The following is a 21,402-nucleotide window of genomic DNA, read 5'->3' as shown; positions in this document are numbered from 1 at the left end:
TCTCTCTCCTTATTTCTTCCTGGATTCATTGTAAAACATAAACAATCCGACACCGATCAAGACCACCGCGCCGATGGAGGAGCCTACCAGTTCAAACGCCCGCGCCAGCCATGTCGGCCTGCTGTGGATTAAAAACAAGACGATCCCAGCCGCGATGAGTAAATAGCCGAAGCCGTTGTTCCGCTTGCGCACCGGGCTTCCGTCAGGGGTATAAGAAGCATCTCCCGAATTACCGCCGTAAAAGCTTGGGGTGACGTCGTTGTTGACCTTGTCAGTTTGCTGCAGCGCATCAAAGATGTTATAGAAGTAAATCACCGGAATGAGCAGCGAAAACAACACGATGAGGGGGATGCTGTCTGCTCCATTCGTGGCAAAAAAGACGATCGCGAAAATATCCAGAAAAAACAGCAGCATCATGGCTAGTCCGCGCTGCATCAAGCCTAAATAAAACTGTCCCGTGCCAGGCACCAGAAACGACAGCAGGCCGGCAATCCACTTATTTTTCCTTGGCCTTGGGGTTAGAAACGGATCAAAGGGCAAGGGCTGCTTGCGCATTTGTCCGTAGCGTTGGAGCCTTTCTCTCAAAAATTCGTCTTCCAGATCGTCGTCAGCCTTATGCGGGTCATTCGTTTGATCCTGCATTGTTATTTCCCTCCAAGCATGAGTTCAATTTTTAGGTCAGCAGCTGATATGAAATGGTTTCAATTGTCCGATACACATACGTCGCCCCGCTCCGCACTCCTTCGCTGAGCACGAAGGCATCCAGCGAGATGAGCTTGCCGAGCACACCCGAATAGATGAATAGGAACGTAGCCGCCGCTGCGATTAAGCCATTCGCCAGCTCGGTTCGCCAAAACGTCCTTTGCTTCGGAAGGATCGTGTCCGACTTGTCTGCCTGCTGCTCTTGGCGCAGTGTATTCATTACGTTATCTGAAAGCCCTGGGGGAGCCTCTAGCAGCGGAAGCGCGTCCAGCCTCATTTCCAGCTCTACATAGGCGTCCAGCTCGTAGCGGCAATCGGAGCACGTACGCAGGTGTTGGGCAATCCGCTTGCTGTCCAGCTCAGACAAGCGATTATTCAGAAATCGCTGCAGTGTTTTTTTGTCCGGATGCATCCTGTTCATGTGCGCGCACCTCCATCCATTTTTCCTTGAGCATGGTTTTTCCCCGGTAGAGTCTGGTTTCGATCGTCTTGAGCGGCAGGCCGCAGATGTCCGATATTTCCTGATAAGAGAGCTGCTTATAATGGTACAAGTACAGGATTAGCCGGTATTTGTCAGGCAGGTCCGATAGCAGCTGCTGCATCGTCAGCTGTTCTTCCTTCCGCAGCGCCCTTGCTTCCGGCTCCTCCTTGCGGTCTCCGAACCAGCCTTTGATCACATCTAAAATGGCTGTATGCGGCCGGCGCTTCTGGGACCTGCGATAATCGGTGACCAAGTTGACCGTCAGCCGGTAAAGCCAGGTCGTGAATTGGGACTCCCCGCGGAAATTGGCCAGCGACCGGTACAGCTTGATAAACACTTCCTGTGTTAAATCCTCGGCGGTCTCCCGATGGTCGATCATGCGATAAATCAGCGTATAGATGTACTTTTGATGACGCTCCATCAGCACCCGGTACGCTCTCTCATCGCCCTGACGGACAAAATCGATCAGCTGCTCATCCGTCATGCTCTCCATCGGTTCGGTTCACCGCCTTTCCATACAATCAATACTTTAGACGGAGCAAAAGGATGGACCCCTTCATTGTTACGGTTGGAAATTGCGTCCAATTTGGGTTAATCGCATGCTACGGCTTTTACGCCTTCCACGTGCTTCAAATCCTCTACCGTTTGCAGCAGCTTGACGTCCTTGGACATACGGAGCGTCAGCGTAATCAGCACCAGATTCGCGGAATCGTTCTCGTTCTCGCTCGGCAGCTCCTCCACGGACAGCTTCTGAATGTCGCCTCCCTGTCTGGCCACCATCGTCGAGACCCTCGCCAGCAGGCTGGGCGTGTCAACCGCTTTCAATTTGAAGTGACGCACCTTCTTGGCGCGAAAATATTTCTTCTCCACCTGGTTGAGCACAAACAGGCTGATCAGCACGAGGATGACGGTCAGCGCCGCCGCATAGTAAAAGCCCGCGCCAATCGCCAGCCCAATGGCAGCCACCACCCACAGCGAAGCCGCGGTCGTTAGGCCCGTGATGGATTTGCCGGTAAACATAATCGTTCCGGCACCGAGAAAGCCGATCCCGCTAATGACCTGCGCCGCCAAACGGGCGGGGTCCCGCATGGTTACACTCGTAAACTCGGAGAAACCGTAAATCGATAGCAGCATGATCAAGGTCGAGCCCACGCATACCAAAATATGCGTTCTCATCCCTGCGGCATGGCTGCTCTGCTCTCGTTCGAAGCCGATGAAGCCGCCCAGCAAAAACGCCAAGACCAGCCGGATCGTAATGTGAATCGGATCGATGAACCATGGATTGACTGCGTTTGCCATAATGGAACCGCCTCCTTGAACGAATATGATCTATAATGGAAGGATACGTTGTTGATGCTACCGCACCTCAAACGAAATATAATGAGATTTATTGTATCATGTTTGGGCTTGTTTTATGGGAGCCGAGTGAAAAAATGGTTGACTTCATCACGGTGCAAGGTAGACTTAAAGGCAGTGAAACGTTTAAATTGTTCGCCCTGGGAGGCCTTATGATGCAAAACGACATACTAGAACGGAAAGAGCGCGTGCTGCGGCTGGCCGCTGAGCATGCCCTGGAGCTCCCGCTGCTCGACAGCGGTTATTGGTTTCATAAGGATTTGAGGGATAATTTTTATTTTGCGATCCATTTGTTCGGCTATTCGGCGGAGGGTGCTCCGGCTTGGAGTGAGGAGCAGAAAGCGAAGGGCGAAGGGTTGGCCATGCAGATGCTTCGAAACGTGCTCCAGCTTCAAGATCAGAATCCGGAAAGTCCGATGTACGGTCACTGGCCGCTGAATCTGGGTAACGATCCGGCTTCGGCGAAGCCGCACGTGCTGCCCGTGGAGCTGATGGGCTGCTTGCTGATGTTCTTCTACGAGCGGTACCAGTCCAAGCTGCCGATTGATCTGAAGTCGGAGATCAGCCTGGCCATCCTGCACATCTACCAAAGCAGCGTGTACCGTCACCCGCTCTCGTCGATGCACCATCACGAGGCGAAGCACACGGCGCTGAAGCTGCTGCTCGGCCACGCCTTCGACGACGAAGGGCTGCTGGCCGAGGGCATCCAGTGCGCCCAGCGCCTGCTGCAGCACGTGCGCACCTTCGGCTTCAAGGAGTACGGCTGCCTGCCGTGGCATTGGCACTGGATCCAAGCGTTTACCTGCGTGTGGGAAACGGTGCAGGATGCCGCCGCTCGCGCGGTTGCAGGCGAGCTGCTCGAGTATTTGTGGCGCTTGCGTGCGGAGGTGTATCTTCGGGGGGCGTGGGTCGGTCCGCATTCGCGGATCTGGCCCCACGACGCGCCGAAGGACACGAACACGCCGCTGGACTTCATTGCCTTCGGCGACTTTCCGGAGCCGAAGGTGTTCCCGCGGCTCGAGGGGGCTGCGCTGTACACCTATGAGGTGTCAGCGGCCGTGCGAGAGCGCGCTCTGGTTCGAGCCGAGCCTAGCGAGGTGAAGCGTTTGGTTCGCTTCGCCGGCGTGAGCGGCGAAGTGGACGCGGAAGCGCACACGTACACGTACGTGGCGCGGGAGTATGCTCTCGGCGGGATCTGGGAGCGCCGAGAGGAGTTCGACAACGAGCAGCTCCGCTGGGATGTGTCGCTGCCCTTGGATTCGGAGCCCGCAGGGGCGGGCGTGAATCAGCTGTACTTTTTTCATCCTGGCGGCAAGTATGTGCCCGGCGATGATCGGCATGCGAGCCCCTATGGCGACGTCCTCTTCGATCGCGGGACAGCGATTCAGCTCTGGGCCGTGCCGGAATCGGCAGCCGGCGGATCAGCTTCAGCGCTGGTGGGCTGCTTGCCGAAGGGCGAATGGCGGTTTGTGGGCAACAGCGGTTACGGGAAGCTCGGAAGCATTTATGTGGTCTTCCATGCGCTGGGAGGCGGCGGAACAGATATGGCCGTGAATGAAAAAGAAGACCGATATTCGGTCTCTGTGCCGCTGATTGCTGGAGAAGGTTATTTGTACTCCGGGATTGTCGTGGACGTCTTGTCGGTGGATGAAGCTGTGGCGCAAGGCATAGCCGATCTGGACGGCTGGCAAGCGCACTCGGAACGGCGAGCCCCTGCATTTACACGGGAAGACAAGGATACGGGTGCGGTTTCGGTCACCTATACGAATGCTCGCGGAAGCGTGCTGCGTCTTAGCGGGTGCGGTTTAAGAGAAGATGGACCCTCTCCGCTTCGGACAATCGACGGTGTGGACGTCCGCTTCGACGACTATACGATTTTTTGAAACTGGGTTAAGGTGATGCCCGGCGCGACCAGCTGCATGCCCACCGGCTCATAGCCGTGCTTGACGTACAGCTCGACCGCCGGTGTATTCCCGGTGCCGGTCGAAACCTTGATCCGCATCCCTGGAACGGTGTGCTGTTCGACGTACGTAAGCAGCTGAGCCGCGATCCCGCGCCGAAAACAATCCGGATGGACCATTAAGCGGCAGATCTGCAGCTCCTTGGCGGTTTGCTTGCAGGCAATCGCACCGGCCAAGCGCTCTCCTCCTTCTGCTGTTTGGAGATAGTAGCCGAGGAAGGCTTCATTCGATTCGCGCAAGGTGCTCGGCGAATCCAGCAGCGGGGGAATTTCCTCAAAGCCAATGAGGGTTGCTTCCACCCGGTAAGCCAGCTGCTGCAGCTCCAGGAGCTCCAGAACGTCCTTCATGCTTTCTAAGTCGATCATACGGATCATGGCTTTCCACCCCCATAGTACTTGTGTTAAAAAAGTGGTATGACCCATGGCATGACGCAGTTTCACCTGCAGCCTGCCGCGAGACATACCACTTCTTTTATCCCCTTAACTGTTAAGACGATCGATAATTAACTTGTTCACTAATCCCGGGTTGGCTTTGCCCTTCGTTTCCTTCATCACTTGTCCAACCAGGAAGCCCACCGCTTTATCCTTACCAGCCTTGAAGTCGGCAACGGATTGCGGGTTGTTGTCCACGATCTGATCGACTATGGCTTTGATTGCGCCTTCGTCGCTGATCTGCACAAGCCCTTGCTCCTCAACGATCGTCTGCGGCGCTTTGCCGGTTTCCAGCATCGCTTTGAACACGGTCTTGGCGATCTTGCTGCTGATTGTGCCCTTCTCCATCAGTCCGATCATCTCGCCGAGCCCCTTGCCCGTCACCTTCACATCCGACAGCTCCAGGTTATTCGCATTCAAATACCCGAGCAGGTCGCCCATGATCCAGTTGGATACCGCTTTGGCATCCTTCGTATATTGCAGGCTTTCTTCAAAGAAGTCCGCTACTTTCATCGAGGACGTGATGACCTCCGCGTCATAGCTCGGCAGGCTGTACTCGCTCACATAGCGCTTCTTGCGCGCATCTGGCAGCTCCGGAATGGACTCGCGCACGCGCGCCTTCCACTGCTCGTCGATATGCATCGAAACGAGGTCCGGATCTGGGAAGTACCGGTAATCATGCGCCTGCTCTTTGCTGCGCATCGTCAGCGTCTTGCCCTGCGACTCGTCCCAGCGGCGGGTTTCTTGCACGACCTTGCCGCCGTCCTCCAGCACCTCCGCTTGACGCCATTCTTCGTACTCCACCCCGCGTTGAACGCCGCGGAAGGAGTTCATGTTCTTGAGCTCCGTTCTGGTGCCAAACTCCGCTTGTCCGAAAGGACGCAAGCTGATGTTGGCGTCACAGCGCAGCGAGCCCTCCTCCATTTTCACGTCGGAAACATCGCAGTACTGCATAATCGCCTTAAGCTTCTCCAAGTACGCGCGCGCTTCCTCGGCCGAACGCAAATCCGGCTCGGAGACGATCTCGATCAGAGGCGTCCCTACCCGGTTATAATCTGCCAAGGATGCATAGCCGCCGTCCACGTGTGTCAGCTTGCCCGCATCTTCTTCCAAGTGCACGCGGGTGATGCCGATGCGTTTGGTTTCGCCGTTTACTTCGATCTCGATCCAGCCATGCTCACCGATCGGCTTGTCATACTGCGAGATTTGGTACGCTTTAGGCGAATCCGGGTAAAAATAGTTTTTTCGGTCGAATTTACTGACTTCCGCCACTTGGCAGTTCAGCGCCATCGACGCTTTCATCGCGTATTCCACCGCTTGCTTGTTCAGCACGGGAAGTACGCCCGGATGCCCGAGACAGATCGGGCACGTATGTGTATTCGGCGGCGCTCCGAATGCGGTGGAGCAGCCGCAGAAAATTTTGGATTTGGTATGCAGTTCAACATGGACCTCTAGTCCGATGACCGTTTCATATTTCTTGTCGGTTGCTGCTGACATGAGGGTTTTGCTCCTTTCTTACAGCTGTGGGCGCTGCTTGTTATGATCGGTTTGCTGCTCGTACGCATGCGCTACGCGCAGTACCGTCGATTCGTCCAGCGCCTTGCCGATAATCTGCAGGCCGATCGGCAAGCCGTCCGCGAAGCCGCAAGGTACGCTGATCGCCGGAATGCCGGCCAGGTTGACGGGAATCGTTAAAATATCGTTCAAATACATGGTCAGCGGGTTGTCCGTTTGGGAGCCCATGCGGAAAGCCGGTGTCGGAGCGGTTGGCCCGATGATCACGTCGTAGTTTTCAAATACTTGCTCGAAGTCCTGCTTGATCAAGGTGCGCACCTTCTGCGCTTTCAGATAGTACGCGTCGTAATAGCCGGAGCTGAGCGCGTACGTTCCAAGCATGATCCGACGCTTCACTTCGTCGCCGAAGCCTTCGCTGCGGGACTTGATGTACAGATCCAGCAGGTTCTTCGGATTCTCGCTGCGTACGCCATAACGAACGCCATCAAACCGCGCGAGGTTGGAGGACGCTTCGGAGGAAGCGAGCAGATAGTATGTAGCTACAGCATACTCAGAGTGCGGCAGCGATACCTCTTCGACGATCGCGCCTTGTCCTTCCAGCACTTTAAGTGCGGTGAGGACCGCATCCTTCACTTTCGGATCGATGCCTTGACCGAGGTATTCCTTCGGCACCGCGATGCGAAGACCCTTCACATCGCCGGTCAGCGCGCTGACGTAATCCGGAATATCGGCGTTCAGCGACGTCGAATCCATCGCATCATGTCCGGTAATGGCTTGCAGCAGGTAGGCGCTGTCTTCCACGTTCTTGGTCAGCGGTCCGATCTGGTCGAGCGACGAAGCAAACGCCACGAGACCAAATCGGGAAACCAAGCCGTAGGTCGGCTTCATGCCGACAATACCGCAATATGCTGCCGGCTGGCGAATCGAGCCGCCGGTATCGGAGCCCAGGGAGAAGTACACTTCTCCTGCCGCCACGGCTGCTGCGGACCCGCCGCTGGAGCCGCCTGGTACATAGTCCAGGTTCCACGGATTGTGTGTTGCATGGAAGCCCGAGTTTTCGTTGGAGCCGCCCATCGCGAACTCGTCCATGTTCAGCTTGCCGATGGTGACGGTTTGCGCTGACTTCAGCTTTGTGACGACGGTGGCGTCATAGATCGGGTTGTAGTTGCTCAAAAATTGACTGGCGCACGTCGTTCTCAGGCCTTCGGTGACGATGTTGTCTTTAATCCCGATCGGCAGGCCGTACAGCAGGCCTTTCTCCAGGCTGCCGGACTGCTCGTCCAGCGCCTTGGCGGAAGTACGCGCGTTTTCTTCGTCCAATGTCAAAAACGCCTTCACTTTGCCATCAACGGCAGCAATGCGCTTATAGGACTCGTCCACCAAATCGGAGACGGTAATTTCTTTGGCATGAAGCTTGTTATGCAGCTCTTGCAAGCGTAAATCAAATAACGACACGCGGACAGCCTCCCTTCAACATTTATTCCAATACGGCCGGTACTTTAATTTGGCCTTCTTCTTCATCCGGCGCGTTGAGCAGCACTTTCTCAATCGGCAGGGACGGCTTCACCGCATCCTCCCGCATCACGTTCACAAGCGGCATCGCATGGCTGGTCGGCTCAACATGATCCGTATCCAGCGCGTTGAGCTGCTCGGCGTATTTTAAAATGGCGTTGAGCTGCTCCGTGAACTGCTCTTTCTCGCGGTCGCTCAGCTCGAGTCGGGCGAGGCTCGCCACGTGCTCGACGTCTTTAATTGTAATACTCATTTTTTCTGCACCTCACTCTACGCAATCATTCCTCCTATTATAGCTTAGATGGATTTTTATCTCAATTGCCCCCTCGAGATTGTGCGCACGAAAAAACCGGCTGACAGCTGCCATCACCAGGTGAGGAGCCGAGCCGGTTTTGTCATTTTATATCCAAGCCTTCAAATTAATCTGCCGAATGAAATCGTCCTTCGACTGCACTTCCTTGTTCGTCTCGGCCTCGGGTTCAACCTCTTCGCCGTTCATAATGCGGCGGAACAGCTCCTCGTTCTTGGTCGCCAGCGCAAAATCGATCAAAGCCTCCCGCTCCAAGCGTTCCGCCTCTTGCTGAAACAGCACTTCCTCGAGCTCAATGTCCGCTCCCGGCACATAAAAATGCTTATTAACCTTCGGCACTCGGACCACGTAATCGAATACGTTATCGGCGTTCCGATCAAGGGCAATGATATATCCGTATTCGCCGATCGGCAAATTTTGTTCAAATGAGTCCGCGATAATGTACACTCTCTGACCCAGCTTCAGCATGAACGTTCCCCCTTCTACTCGCTCACAACCGACACGGCAAAATCTTGGTAACCGCAGCCGCAACTCCCTCATGCCTTGGATTCAAGCGTGAAAATGATTATGATGAAATGGATGAATTTGATTATCTCTATCGAAGATGAGGTTAGATGCTTTATGAAGACGACTTACATTAGAATAGTAATTTTAATAATTCTAGCACTTTTTTTATGCCTAGGCAATGCTAGAGAGCCTGTCTCGGCGCATCCGCTCAACAACGGATACTCTCAGCTGACGGTGGGCTCAGACGGCGTGGACTATGAGCTTTTCATCCCGGAAATCAGCCTGCTGAGGTTCGATACGAACAAGGACAACCGGCTGTCGGAGTCGGAGCTCTCTAGCGATTTGGCGAAGTATATCCAAGAGCACGTACGGCTGGAGCAGACAATGAAAGCGATGCCAGTTGCGATGAAAAGCATGCGGCTGGACGAAAAGGAGACGGTCCCCGGCGTCAGCTTCGTGCTGCACTATGAGGCGCTGGAGCCGATAAAGGGTTTTACGCTGCAGTACAGCCTGCTGTTTGACGATGCGGATCCGCTGCATATCAACTTCGTGCTGATCACCGAGGGAGACGATGTGGATCAAGCAGTCATGGACACGGCCCACCGCTCCTACCATTACCAATCGCTGCACCCGGCGACGCTCGGTTCGACGCTTTGGAACTATTTTATGCTGGGGATCGAGCATATATTGTCCGGGTACGATCATTTGCTGTTTCTTTTATCGCTCTTGCTGATCGCCCGGAGGATGTCGGAGGTGGTGAAAATCGTCACCGCCTTCACCATTGCCCACAGCATCACGCTGGTGCTGGCCGCCATGGAGATCATCAAGCCGCCTGGCGCCTGGGTGGAAACCGGCATTGCATTGACGATCTGCTACGTCGCGGTGGAAAATATCGTAGTCCGCTCGAGCCGGCTGCGCTGGGTGCTCACGTTCGCTTTTGGATTGATTCATGGGATGGGCTTTGCCAGCGCGCTGGGGGAGATCGGACTGCCGAAAATGTATTTCGCCACGTCGCTGGCCAGCTTCAATCTCGGCGTGGAGGCCGGCCAGCTGTCCATCGTCGTCTTGGTGCTGCCTCTGCTGCTGCGCTTGCAGCGTTTTGACTGGTACCGCAAGGTGATCGTGGTCGGCGGGTCGGTCGTCATTTTCCTGCTCGCTGCTTACTGGGCGCTGGAGCGCTTAGAGGCTCTGGGCGGTTAGCAGACGGATGAAGTCGGTTAAGGGCGCGGAGAGCCATTTTTTCCGGTGATGGATGAGCTGGGTGTAAAAAGGCGGGTCCGGCAGCTGGAACGGCAGTTGTTTTAGCTTGCCGTTTTCGAGCTCTTCCCTCACGGCGACGGCGGGCAGCAGGCCCAAGCCCAGTCCGTAGATGACACACTGTTTGATTGCCTCAATGCTGCCCAGCTCGTAGGCAAAATGGTACGTCATTTGCTGCTCCCTCAGCTCCCGCTCCAGTGCCGAGCGATACGTGCAGCTGGGCTCGGTCACGATCAGCGGCTGCTGCGCGACATCTTGCAGCGTAAGCGGCTGCAATTGTGCGTGGTGCGTGTTCGCGGGGCCGAGCAGCACAATTGGCTCCTCGCGGATGGCGATGCAGGTGAGATCCGGATCGGCGTACGGCCGGTCGAGGAGCAGGCCGACGTCGCACTCGCCTTCGCGCACCGCTTGGATGATCGCAGGCTCCGAGCCGGGCTGCAAAATGACGTTGATCTGCGGGTACAGCTCACGGAACCGCTGCAGCAGCGGTGGCAGAAAAAAGGCCGCCAGCGTCTCAATCGTGCCGATCACAATGCTGCCGGAGGTTTGGCTGGACACGGTTTGCTTCGCTTCCTCAGTCAGCAGCAGAATGCGGGTGGCATACTGCAGCAGCACCTCCCCCGAAGGGGTCAGCCGCATGCGTCGGCCGAACCGCTCGAACAGCACGACGCCGCACTCTTTTTCCAGCTTCTGAATTTGCGCCGTCACGCTGGACTGTACGTACCCCAGCTCCTCCGCCGCCTTCGTAAAGCTGCCCTGCTTCGCTACCTCTTTAAATGTTTGCAGGCACTGCAAATCCATGGCTTGGTTCACTCCCCCGCTGCCTGTAGTATCATTATTTTCGATGGATGGGATCGAAAAGCTTCGCTAACTCCGATGATTAGCTTCATGGTACAGTAGATTTGTGAGCACGGCAAATGATTATTCGAGGGCTGAATCGAGGACGAAAGCAAGTGCTTAGCAGAGCTAAGACAAGAGCTAAGGTTAAGACAAAAGCTAGGTTTGCTAAATTGGATGGGAGGATGAGTAAATGATGAGTGAGGATCGGTTGAGGTTTCCAATAGGACAATTTGTGAAGCCGGAGGGGTTGGAGCTGGAGCAGGTGCGTGAATGGATTCGGGATATCGAGGCGCTTCCGGGGCAGGTTGCGGAGGCGTTGAAGGGTGCTTCTGCGGAGCAGCTGGAGCTTCCCTACCGCCCGGGCGGGTGGACCGTTCGGCAGGTAGTGCACCATATGGCGGACAGCCATATGAACAGCTTTATCCGCTTTAAGCTGGCGCTGACGGAAGAGGAGCCGACCATTAAGCCGTACCGGGAAGAGCTCTGGGCTGAGCTTCCCGATACGGTGCATGCGCCGGTGGAGCTGTCGCTGGGCCTGCTTGCTTCGCTGCATCAGCGATGGGTGCTGCTGCTTCGCGGGATGACCGAGGCCGATCTGACGCGGGCGTTTCAGCATCCCGATTCCGGGCTCGTGCGGCTGTACGAAGCGGTCGGGATGTATGCCTGGCACGGCCGGCATCACTTGGCACATATCCGGCTTATAACCGGATAAGGCCTTCCCGCGACACGGTCAGCTTCTCGAAGCCGGTGTCCGTGATCGCATAGCTGTTCTCGATGCCGACCACCCCGCGGTTCGGGAAGGTGAACTTCGGCTCGATGGCGATGACCATGCCGGGCTCGAGCGGGTAGCGGAAGCCTTTGGCCAGCACCGGCAGCTCATCCACCTCAAGTCCGATGCCATGGCCCAGAAACTTCACTTGGTCGTCGCCAAAGCCCATAAAATGGTCGCTCAGCCCCGCCTGGTGGGCGATTTGCAGCGACAGCATGTACAGCTTCTCGCATTCCGTCCCCGGGTGCAGCATCGACTCGACACTGCGGAGAATTTGCTCCGCCGTCTCGTACGCGCGGACCAAGTCCTCCGGCAGCTCGCCGATGACGACGGTGCGGGTCTGGTCGATGACGTAGCCGTCGATGCAGCAGCCGATGTCGATCAGAATCGGCTCATTGCTGCCGATCGGCCTGCGGCTGGCGCTCTGCGGCCCGGCCGGTCCGAGGCCTTGGCCGCCTGCCGGGCCGTCGAAGTAGGTCGGCACCGCAGCCGCCTCCCCTGCTCCCAGCATTCCTGTGATCACTTCCTGGTTGTAGCCGCGCATCCGCATCGTACCGAGGTGGCCCTGCCGCCGGATGGCATACTCGATGCCGGCCATCACCTCCAGCTCGGTCATGCCGGGCTGGAGCTTGCTCAGCGCATCCTCGAAGGCGACGTCAATGACGCGGGCCGCTTCGCGGATGCAGGCGAGCTCGGACGGCGATTTCAGCATCCGCGTCTCGCGGATGAGGGTGGAGCCGTCCACCCATGCGACGTGCGGCAGCACCTGCTGCAGCCTCTGCAGCTGGGCGACCGGGAGCACGTCGAATTCTGCGGCCAGCCGGATCGGCGGCTGGCCGGTGGTTTGCGCCGCCGCCGGCGGCGGAGCGAGCGGCGGGAACGCGCGCGCGAGGCGCGCGCCGAAGTCGCGGAAGGAGCCGAGAGGCTCCACGACCGCGGCGGCTTCTTGCTGCGCGCGCACGACGCTGCGGCGCACGAGGTACAGCGGCTCGCCGTTCGCGGGCACGATGAGGTAGCCCGTTTGCATGGAGCCGGTGAGGTAGTAGAGGTCTACATTTTGCGAAAGAATGAAGCCGTCGATGTTCTCCGCAAGCATCTTCTGCTGTAAGCGCTGGATGCGCTGGGTGTACTCGGTTTGGGGTATTGTTGTCGTCATGCGAAAGCCTCCGGTTCTGGCAGTCTTGTGCTGATGCTTATTGTACCTCACCTGCTTCCACGAAAAAAGGGTTACAGCACAAGTGCCATAACCCCTTTTCATTAAATTATCCACCTATCTAAAATCAGCCGGTATCCTCTGGGCCGTACCGGTTAAGATGGCCGCTTCAATAACCGCTCTCCGCACCTTCATAACCACCTGATCGTTAAAGATGCTTGGGATAATATATTGACTATTCAGCTCCGATTCGGTAACGACGGAAGCAATTGCTCGCGCCGCCGCCAGCTTCATGGGCTCGTTAATTTGCTTCGCCCGGCAATCCAGTGCGCCTCTGAACATCCCTGGGAAGACCAGGACATTATTAATTTGATTCGGATAGTCACTTCTGCCTGTTGCGAACACTTCTACATGCGGTAAGGCAGCCTCCGCTCGCACTTCGGGCTCGGGATTCGCCATAGCAAACACGATGCTCCGGGGGGCCATACTCTGGATATGCTCGCTGTTCAGCAGCCCGCCTCTGGATACCCCAATAAAGACATCGGCGCCCTTCAGCACTTCTTGCAGCGTGCCCTTCTCGCTCTCCACTTGCGGCTGATCCGCAAGCCACTGCCACATCGGATGTGCATACGTCTCTCCTCGAACAATCGCACCCTCGCGGTCCACCGGAACCAGACGCGTGACACCGGCTCCTAGCAGCATTTTGCAAATCGAAACTCCGGCTGCCCCAATCCCATTGACGACGACTCGGACGCTCTCTATGCGTTTATTCACGACCTTCAAGGCGTTCAGCAGCCCCGCAAGGACCACTACGGCTGTGCCGTGCTGGTCATCATGAAACACCGGAATGCCCAGCTCTTCCGAAAGTCTCTGCTCGATCTCGAAGCACCGGGGGGAGCTGATATCTTCTAAGTTGATGCCGCCAAAAATCGGACTGATCCATTTAATCGCTTGGATGATCTCTTCGGTATCGGTCGTATCCAAACAGATCGGGAAGGCATCTACGTCGGCCAGCTGCTTGAACAGCATCGCCTTCCCTTCCATCACCGGTGCAGCAGCGATCGGACCGATATCCCCTAATCCGAGAACGGCGGTTCCATCCGTAATCACAGCCACCGTATTGCGTTTAATGGTAAGCGAATATGACTTTTTCGGATCCTCGTGAATGGCTCTGCAAACCTTGGCCACTCCCGGCGTATACACGTGAGACAAATCGTCCCGATTTTTAATCGGCATGGTGGGCTGCACTTTAATTTTCCCGCCCAAATGCGCAAGAAACGTGCGGTCGGACACATTGATGAGCTTGATTCCGTGCTGTCGTCGCAAGGATTCCACAATGACGGATTCGGGGCGGTATCTACCGCCTCCACCGTAATATCTCTTATAGAAGAAGTCTGTCCGGAACGGATGACGTCCACCGAGGTAATATCGCCGCCTATATTGCTTATGGATGCTGCTACATCCCCAAACTTAATTTGCTCGTGATCCAATTCGATCCGAATAATTACACTTGTATTAGCCATTAGATGCCCACCTTCCTTGATGCTATGCTGATGGATCAAATCGTTCGGTGAAGGCGAGATGCGGCATAGGCTCGAGCGCTCGTCTCCCGCGCAATGTCGCTGCTAAGTCCCGTGTGCGACGCCGGATCGAGAAGCCTCGTGATCTCCTCCGGAATAAGATGCGCACTCACATGCGGATCCTTCGACAGGACGTCATAGAACGTGATGGTAAATCCGCTCGTCGCCACCTGATGGGCCGCTTCATGAACGATTTCGTGGGCGATTTGACGACCTAGCGTATCGGCTAACGTCATCATCACCGCTTCCGCATTGATCAGACCGCCGGATAGCTTCAAGTTCCTTAACATATGCTCAGGGTAAATCTCCAAACCGCTAAGCACGCTATGCATCGCTTGGAGGAGGTCCCCGGTCAAAAGGGTGCTCTGCTCTATTGCACTTTGCATAATCGCAAACCGTGCGCCATCCACCTCATGCGAATGGATCATCGCTTCCAAGGCCACAGGTACATTGGCCCGAATCCGAGCCGATTTCGTAACGATCTCCATGCATTTCTTCGCATTTCTCTTCTGCGGCATCGTCGAGCTTCCGACGTCTCCTTCAGGCAAGCTTTCTGCGATTTCTCCGAACTCGGTTGCCATTAACCGGGCCACTTCTTCTGCCATCGAGGTCAATGAAGCGGCGATCATGCCCAGAAGCAGTAAAAACTCGGCAAACTGGTCCACAATGTTTCTGCCTGGCACGGACATCGGAGTCAAGTGGAGTCGACGGGCAACCCCTTCCTGCACCGCCGGACCGATACTGCCCAAGCTGGCAAAATTACCGACCGCGCCTCCCATCATTGCTGTCAGCAGACGCGGCTTGAGCTGCTCCAACCGCTCCAAATGACGCATCATCACATCGGACCAATTGGCCACCTTGAAGCCGAGGGTAATCGGTACGGCTTGCTGCCAATGCGTACGTCCGGCCATGACCGTATCCGCGCTCCGCTCACCTAATTGAGCCAACGCCTCCAATACGTCGCACATCTGCTCTTTCAAAATGTCTACCGCCGCACGGTACCCGAGAACGTCTCCGTTCTGCTCAATGTTTTGCGAGGTGGCCCCCCAATGTACGAAGCCGCCTTCAGGCTCCCCAACCACGCGCGACAACTCGGATACGATCGGCATCATAAAATGCCCCGTTCTGGCTTGATCGGCCTCCAGACGCTCTATATCCATCAATTCCACTTTAGCTGCCTCTGCGATTTTGTTCGCCGCCTCTTGCGGGATCAGGTCCAGCTCGGCCTGTGCCAAAGCTAGGGCCGCCTCCACTTCCAGGTAGCGCTGCAAACGTGAGCGCATGGAGAAAATTTGTTGCAAACGGTTCTCTTGGTTATTCTGCATATCGGATAAACCCTCCTTCAATCTTGGCCTAGAAACGACACTAGGGGGATTGTCGAGATCCCCCTAGCTGAAACGTGAACTCTATTATTTTTTGGCTTGATTATTTTTGACGTACCAGTCGGTCGCCTCTTGAATGACCTTGTCTCCGCCGCGCTTTTTCCAATCCTCTACGAACTTGTCAAAGCTGTCGAGCGGCTCGCGCCCTGTAATGATCTTTGCCGCCAGCTCCATCCACAATCCTGTAAATTGAAGCTCCGGCTTGGATTCAAGCGATGGCGGGATCGGCATATCCAGACCGTCGTTGACCCGGCCTTCCGTGGTGGCGATTTTCAGCGCGCTGGTCACTAATTGTCCATTCTCGCGGGTCTTCATGAACTCCTGATTATGGATATAGCTTGGACCGATGAATCTCAGCCATTGCGTATGCATCTGGTCTTTGTCCGAGTCCGCCTTCGTGCTCCAAGGCTTCGGCACCTTCTTGCCATTCTCTACCGTGTAGTCCTCGCCCTCGAGTCCGTAATTTAAGAAGTCTTGAGCTTCATCAGACAGCATCCATTCCAGGAACTTCAATACATATTCCGGATGTTTGTTCGTCTTCGGAATCACCCAAGTCGACAGCGGGTCCACCACCGACCCGATCAGATTTCCGCCTTTTCCGTCCGGTCCGGTAGGAGCTGGAATGTTGATAAACTCCACAGGAGGAGACAGCTTCTTATAGCCCGTAGCCGTTTTGTCCGGATATTCGGCCGCATGGATCCACATGCCGACCCGCTGGGTATTTTCGATTTTCGTTACCCAATCGGTAGCCATGTTGATAAATACTTCATTGTCGATCAGTTTTTCTTGATACATTTGCTGGTGCAGCTTCAACGCATCTTTCATTTGCGGACGAATAAAGTTAGGGACGAGCTGATTATTTACAAACTTCCATCCCTCCGGGCTCACATCGTACGCACCAAAGAACACGTACCCGAAGTCAAAGTTTTTCCGCCCGATAAATGGAATTTCATCCGCTTTGCCGTTGCCGTTCGGATCCTTGTCTCTAAACGCGCGAAGCACGTTCAAATACTCGTCCACCGTCTTCGGAGCTTGCAATCCCAGCTTGTCCATCCAATCCTTCCGAATGTATACAATGCGGTTGTTTGGCGTCGGCGCTTCGCGTGGAATGGCATAGATTTTTCCGTCTTTGCTCACGAGCGACGAATTCCACATTTCTTTGCTGATCTTCGTTTTCAAGCTCGGCGCGTATTTATCGATCAAGTCGTTCAGTTCATAAAAAGCACCATTGCTCAATGCCGATGCTACCTCCGGTGCGGTAATCCCGTTGACCGCCTGGATGGCATCCGGAAGATCGCCTGAGGCAAATAGCAGATTCAGCTTTTTGGCATAGTCGCCCTGGTTGATCGCCTCAATGCGAACGTCCGTTTTTGACAGCTCGCGCATCTTTTTCACATACTTGTCTTCATTCAGATTCGGTGAAGACGTCACGTATGGCATATTGCGATCGCCCACGATCAGCTTGATGGTCGGCGGAGCTGCCGGTGATCCGTTTCCATTTCCTGCGGCGTTTTTATCATCTTTGTTCGCACAGGCGGCCAGTAAGCTTCCGGTTAAAGAAAGACAAGTCACTATTGCTAACGCTTTCTTGCGCATCATTTGAACTCCCCTTACAATGGTTTTGATTGTGAAATGTGAAGTGTGAGATTAACCTTTCACCGACCCGATCATGGCACCCTTGACAAAATGCTTTTGAATAAACGGATAGATGAGCACTACAGGTACGGTTGCTACGATGATCGTGGCCATTTTTATGCCTTCGGCCGAGGACAGCGATGTAATGAAATCTCCGGCATTATCTTGCGTCACCAGTTGTCTTAATTTCACTTGAAGCGGAAACAAGCCCGGGTCACGTAAATACATCATGGCGGCATAATAGCCGTTCCAGTTGGAGACCGCATAGAACAACCCAATGGTGGTCATGACCGGCATGGACAAAGGCAAGATAATGCTCCAGAACGTACGGTAATCGTTGCAGCCGTCTATTTTCGCAGCTTCGGTTAACCCGTCGGGTATATTTTGAAAAAATGAGATCATAATCAGAAGATTAAAGCCACTGATCATCGAAGGAATCATGACGGCCCACAGCGTATTCAGCATGCCTAACGCCTTGACCAGCAAATACGAAGGAATGATCGGAGCCGTAAAAATCATCGTGAACAAAACAATCAGGAGGATCGTCGATCTTCCCTTTAAATCGCGGCGGGCCAGCCCATAGGCCATCAGAGATGTAAAAATCAGGCTGATTGCCGTGCCCAGAACCGTAATATAAACCGTGATGCCGAACGATTTCCAGAAGCCCGCGTTCTTGATGACCGCACTGTAGTTCTCCAGCGTAAAGTCCACCGGCAAAACCGTGACTTCCCCTTGTAAAATGGCATTCCCACCGCTGAACGACCCCGCCGCAATGTTCAGAAAGGGCAGCAGCACCGTGAGTGAGATCAGTGAAAGAATGATATAATTGCTCAGATCAAACCACTTGCGAGATGGATTGATGCTTCTCATAGCCCCCATCCTCCTAGTAAATCGAATCTCCTGTTGTCTTCTTGCTGATCGTGTTTGCTCCCAGGATCAGCACGAGCCCCACGATAGATTTGAACAATCCGATCGCGGTCGTATAGCTGTACTTTCCGCTGAGCAGCCCCACCTCGTAAATGTACGTATCCAGAATATCGCCGGCTTCCTTCACGAGAGGATTCAGCAGCACATAAATTTGCTCGAAGCCCAGATCCAGAATGTGACCGATCTTGAGCAGCAGCAGCACCATGATGGTTGGCAGCAATGCCGGTATGGTGACGCTAAACACCTGCCGCAGCTTGCTTGCTCCGTCGACCTCCGCCGCTTCGTACAGCTCCGGGTTGACCCCCGTTAAGGCCGCCAAATAAATGATCGTTCCCCAACCGACTTCCTTCCAAATCCCCGAAAGCACGACGATACTGCGGAAATATTCGGGCTGCTGCATAAAAAACACGCTCTTCAGTCCAAACGCATTCAAGATGTGGTTGACCAGACCAGAATCCGGCGAAAGCAAGCTGATCATCATCCCGCCCAAAATTACCCAAGACAAAAAGTGAGGCACGTACAATACGGTTTGCATGATTCGCTTGACAAACACTTTACGGATCTCATTGAGTAAGAGCGCAAGAATGAGCGGCGCAGGGAATCCAAAAATGATTTGGTACAAGCTGATGAGCAGCGTATTACGAAGCACCCGGTAAAACTCGGGATAACTAAACAACTGTTCAAAATGCGCCAAGCCAATAAAATCGCTTCCAGTGATTCCTTTGAAAGGAGTGTAATTCTGGAACGCTATGACACTCCCGGCCAACGGGATGTACTTGAAAATGACAAAGAACAATAATCCAGGGACGATCATGGAATACATTTGCCAGTTTTTCTTAAAATAATTTGACCCCTTAACCATCAGTTCGACCTCCTTCCTTTAAGTTGTTTTCATTGTAAACGGCACGTAAAGGAAGGTACATGTGATTTACGCGGTTCAAGTTGTCAATATTTCGCCGATTATTCGTCAAAAGTCGACACGTTCAGTCGTGTGCGGTACTCCTTCGGGGAATACCCGTAATACTTCTTAAAGGTTTTTGTAAAATGAGCATAGTCAGCATAACCGCTTTGGAATGCGGCTTCGTACATTTTGCATGACGAGTCTGCCAAGAGTGCTTTGGCGTGCTCCATTCGAAGCTTCGTCACATACTGGGTGAAGTTCATCCCTAACGATTGCTTGATGCTTTCACTCGTATAGGAAACGGATAAATTCAGCTCATCTGCCACGGATTGCAGCGTCAAATTGGCATCATAAATATGCTGCCCGATATAAGCTAGCGCCTTCTTCATCGTCAGTGCGGTCCCGTGACTTCTCAAATCCGCCATCTTCAGCATCCACTCGCTGATCTGTTTGCGCACACGCGCTCTCAGCTTGTCCGTCGAATCTTCTTCGGTGAATGGCGCGGGAACGGGTATTACCTCTTTAAAATCCGGAGCGATCGCGATCAGCTCATTATGGGCCAAGGCCAACAAATCGGTATAAAAGGTTTTGTACACGGGCAGCTGGTCGCCAAAGGTTTGGTTCATATAGCTATGGACCTCGTCCAGCAGCGAAATGATGGCAACGCCATCCATGTCCCGAAGCAGATGGGATAGACGCTCCCCTTGCTGTGTGCAATACCAAAGCGACTCCTGCCGCCGCTCCTGCATAAGCTTTTGCTGGTCTCGTTTGTTTACGATTTGCTCCAGCATGTTCTGCAGCTGCTCCGGCACGATCGGCTTCAATAAGTAATCGGTGACTCCGTAGCGCAGAGCTCTTTGTGCATATTCGAATTCTCCATACCCCGTTAAAATGATCACTTCGGCTTCGTTCCCCATCTCACGCAGGGCGGCGATCAAGTTCAGCCCATCCATGACCGGCATCCGGATATCGGTTATCAGCAGATCCACCGGGTTTGATTTCATATATTCCAACGCATCGCGACCGTTCGTAAATACCTCGGTGACGGTGAACAGATTCGTTCGCTCGACAATCACCTTCAAGCTTTTCTTGATCATGGTCTCATCATCAGCAAGAATCGTTTTTAGCATCTTCATTCCCTCCAATGATTGCCGGCAACTGCACTTCCATACATGTGCCCTGGCTGCTCGAACTAGATATGTACAGACCGTAAGGCTCGCCAAAGCTGAGCCGCAGACGCTGGTGAACGTTCCATAGCCCCACATTGCCTGATCGGTGGTCTTCATCGTGCTCTTTTCCAGGCAGGCTATATTCGGTCTCGCTTGAGGACCGGAATGCCAGGTTCAGCTTTTCCATGACCGAGGCGTCCATGCCTCCCCCATGATCGATAATGGTGACGCGATACCCTTTCGGTGTTGGCTCGCCCTGAATGGCAATATACTCCGGATAACGCTCGTGCTTTTCATACGCATGGCGAAACACATTTTCTACAAGCGGCTGTAACGTAAGGCGAAGCGTTTGAATGTAGCGCAGGTCATCCCAGCTCCACTGCAGTTGAACAGTTAGATGCTCATAACGTTCTTTTTGAATGTCTAGATAGGTTTGGACATGCTTCATTTCCTCGTATAAGGATACCTTCTCGCTATCGTTTGTAATGCTGTACCGAAATAACGCCGCGAGCGAAGTGGCCATTCGGCTGATCGGCATCACATTTTCCAAAATCGCATACGAATTGATAACCTCCAGCGTGTTATAAAGGAAGTGGGGATTGATTTGCGCCTGCATGGACTTGAGCATCGTCTCTCTTTGCTTGATCACTAGCTCCTTCTCCCGCAGCTCGGACGTGTGGACTTCATCAATTAATCGGTGCAGCTTCTCGACCATTTGATTAAAGCTTTCATTTAATTCGTTCAGCTCGTCTTGTCTCCCCGGATGCACTTGGGCACGTACAAACATTTCCCCGCTGCCCAATGTCATTTAGTTAAGCTCAAAGACTAGACTGGGTATAAAAATGTAATCCGAAACGGCATGGGACAAAGTCCTGTGCCGTTAGTTTTTTGGGTTTAGTCAAGCAAAATGTGCACAGCAAACAAGCGGATGTCATATCCGCTTAAAAAATGTTCATTCGAAATGAATTATGCTACTCTGTAGACGAAGCTAACGGCTGATTTATAACGGATTTT

Annotated in this window: 20 protein-coding genes and 1 pseudogene; 3 read left to right on the top strand and 18 right to left on the bottom strand. The window is 54.1% G+C overall.

Annotated elements, in window-relative coordinates:
• Window positions 1-9 precede the first annotated feature (9 nt).
• From FPZ49_RS32460 to FPZ49_RS32445, 4 genes are all read right to left on the bottom strand, one after another.
• Complete coding sequence (locus FPZ49_RS32460; protein WP_144854479.1) at window positions 10-642, bottom strand: hypothetical protein; 633 nt, start codon at window positions 640-642, stop codon at window positions 10-12.
• 31 nt (window positions 643-673) lie between these two features.
• On the bottom strand, window positions 674-1,123 hold the full coding sequence (locus tag FPZ49_RS32455; RefSeq protein ID WP_144854478.1) for an anti-sigma factor family protein: 450 nt from the start codon (window positions 1,121-1,123) through the stop codon (window positions 674-676).
• Entirely contained in the window at window positions 1,074-1,676 is a 603-nt protein-coding gene (locus FPZ49_RS32450) for an RNA polymerase sigma factor (RefSeq protein ID WP_144854477.1), read from the bottom strand. Before FPZ49_RS32450 ends, FPZ49_RS32455 begins: the two co-directional genes overlap by 50 nt.
• Window positions 1,677-1,774: 98 nt before the next feature.
• Entirely contained in the window at window positions 1,775-2,482 is a 708-nt protein-coding gene (locus FPZ49_RS32445) for an MgtC/SapB family protein (protein ID WP_144854476.1), read from the bottom strand.
• Window positions 2,483-2,694: 212 nt separating this feature from the next.
• Here FPZ49_RS32445 and FPZ49_RS32440 point away from each other — a divergent pair, with 212 nt between their 5' ends.
• Window positions 2,695-4,422: a hypothetical protein gene (locus FPZ49_RS32440; RefSeq protein ID WP_144854489.1), complete on the top strand. Its 1,728-nt coding sequence runs from the start codon at window positions 2,695-2,697 to the stop codon at window positions 4,420-4,422.
• Here the strand turns inward: FPZ49_RS32440 and FPZ49_RS32435 are convergent.
• The 5 genes from FPZ49_RS32435 to FPZ49_RS32415 form a co-directional block, all read right to left on the bottom strand.
• Entirely contained in the window at window positions 4,407-4,874 is a 468-nt protein-coding gene (locus FPZ49_RS32435; RefSeq protein ID WP_144854475.1) for a GNAT family N-acetyltransferase, read from the bottom strand. The genes FPZ49_RS32440 and FPZ49_RS32435 overlap by 16 nt on opposite strands.
• Before the next feature lie 105 nt (window positions 4,875-4,979).
• Window positions 4,980-6,428, bottom strand: coding sequence for an Asp-tRNA(Asn)/Glu-tRNA(Gln) amidotransferase subunit GatB (gene gatB / locus FPZ49_RS32430; RefSeq protein ID WP_144854474.1), 1,449 nt, complete (start codon window positions 6,426-6,428; stop codon window positions 4,980-4,982).
• A gap of 18 nt (window positions 6,429-6,446) precedes the next feature.
• Window positions 6,447-7,901 carry an Asp-tRNA(Asn)/Glu-tRNA(Gln) amidotransferase subunit GatA gene (gene gatA, locus FPZ49_RS32425; RefSeq protein ID WP_144854473.1) on the bottom strand — a complete coding sequence of 485 codons (1,455 nt, stop codon included), beginning with the start codon at window positions 7,899-7,901 and terminating at the stop codon, window positions 6,447-6,449.
• Between the two features lie 22 nt (window positions 7,902-7,923).
• Window positions 7,924-8,211, bottom strand: a complete 288-nt coding sequence (gene gatC / locus FPZ49_RS32420) for an Asp-tRNA(Asn)/Glu-tRNA(Gln) amidotransferase subunit GatC (RefSeq protein WP_144854472.1) — start codon at window positions 8,209-8,211, stop codon at window positions 7,924-7,926.
• Between the two features lie 147 nt (window positions 8,212-8,358).
• Entirely contained in the window at window positions 8,359-8,736 is a 378-nt protein-coding gene (locus FPZ49_RS32415) for an ATPase (protein WP_144854471.1), read from the bottom strand.
• A gap of 153 nt (window positions 8,737-8,889) precedes the next feature.
• Here FPZ49_RS32415 and FPZ49_RS32410 point away from each other — a divergent pair, with 153 nt between their 5' ends.
• The gene (locus FPZ49_RS32410; protein WP_186446237.1) at window positions 8,890-9,975 is read left to right on the top strand and encodes a HupE/UreJ family protein; all 1,086 of its coding nucleotides are present in this window, start codon (window positions 8,890-8,892) and stop codon (window positions 9,973-9,975) included.
• Here FPZ49_RS32410 and FPZ49_RS32405 read toward each other — a convergent pair.
• Complete coding sequence (locus FPZ49_RS32405) at window positions 9,955-10,833, bottom strand: LysR family transcriptional regulator (protein ID WP_144854469.1); 879 nt, start codon at window positions 10,831-10,833, stop codon at window positions 9,955-9,957. The two genes, FPZ49_RS32410 and FPZ49_RS32405, sit on opposite strands and share 21 nt — an antisense overlap.
• Before the next feature lie 232 nt (window positions 10,834-11,065).
• Here FPZ49_RS32405 and FPZ49_RS32400 point away from each other — a divergent pair, with 232 nt between their 5' ends.
• Entirely contained in the window at window positions 11,066-11,584 is a 519-nt protein-coding gene (locus tag FPZ49_RS32400; protein WP_144854488.1) for a YfiT family bacillithiol transferase, read from the top strand.
• Here the strand turns inward: FPZ49_RS32400 and FPZ49_RS32395 are convergent.
• From FPZ49_RS32395 to FPZ49_RS32360, 8 genes and pseudogenes are all read right to left on the bottom strand, one after another.
• Window positions 11,571-12,797, bottom strand: coding sequence for a M24 family metallopeptidase (locus FPZ49_RS32395; RefSeq protein ID WP_144854468.1), 1,227 nt, complete (start codon window positions 12,795-12,797; stop codon window positions 11,571-11,573). The two genes, FPZ49_RS32400 and FPZ49_RS32395, sit on opposite strands and share 14 nt — an antisense overlap.
• Window positions 12,798-12,911: 114 nt before the next feature.
• Window positions 12,912-14,317, bottom strand: a pseudogene (locus FPZ49_RS32390) (malic enzyme-like NAD(P)-binding protein).
• A 35-nt stretch (window positions 14,318-14,352) separates the two neighbouring features.
• A complete protein-coding gene (locus FPZ49_RS32385) occupies window positions 14,353-15,699 on the bottom strand; it encodes a class-II fumarase/aspartase family protein (RefSeq protein WP_144854467.1) in 1,347 nt (448 codons plus the stop codon).
• A gap of 84 nt (window positions 15,700-15,783) precedes the next feature.
• The gene (locus tag FPZ49_RS32380; protein WP_144854466.1) at window positions 15,784-17,355 is read right to left on the bottom strand and encodes an extracellular solute-binding protein; all 1,572 of its coding nucleotides are present in this window, start codon (window positions 17,353-17,355) and stop codon (window positions 15,784-15,786) included.
• A gap of 48 nt (window positions 17,356-17,403) precedes the next feature.
• Window positions 17,404-18,261: a carbohydrate ABC transporter permease gene (locus FPZ49_RS32375; protein WP_144854465.1), complete on the bottom strand. Its 858-nt coding sequence runs from the start codon at window positions 18,259-18,261 to the stop codon at window positions 17,404-17,406.
• Window positions 18,262-18,274: 13 nt separating this feature from the next.
• The gene (locus FPZ49_RS32370) at window positions 18,275-19,180 is read right to left on the bottom strand and encodes an ABC transporter permease (protein ID WP_261381733.1); all 906 of its coding nucleotides are present in this window, start codon (window positions 19,178-19,180) and stop codon (window positions 18,275-18,277) included.
• A gap of 98 nt (window positions 19,181-19,278) precedes the next feature.
• Window positions 19,279-20,349 carry a response regulator gene (locus FPZ49_RS32365; protein ID WP_186446236.1) on the bottom strand — a complete coding sequence of 357 codons (1,071 nt, stop codon included), beginning with the start codon at window positions 20,347-20,349 and terminating at the stop codon, window positions 19,279-19,281.
• On the bottom strand, window positions 20,327-21,196 hold the full coding sequence (locus FPZ49_RS32360) for a sensor histidine kinase (protein WP_144854463.1): 870 nt from the start codon (window positions 21,194-21,196) through the stop codon (window positions 20,327-20,329). Before FPZ49_RS32360 ends, FPZ49_RS32365 begins: the two co-directional genes overlap by 23 nt.
• Window positions 21,197-21,402: the final 206 nt, after the last annotated feature.

Origin of the sequence: Paenibacillus cremeus (assembly GCF_007786445.1) — a bacterium.
GTDB classification, from domain to species: Bacteria; Bacillota; Bacilli; order Paenibacillales; family NBRC-103111; genus Paenibacillus_G; species Paenibacillus_G cremeus.
This window is presented reverse-complemented; position numbering and strand designations above follow the sequence as displayed.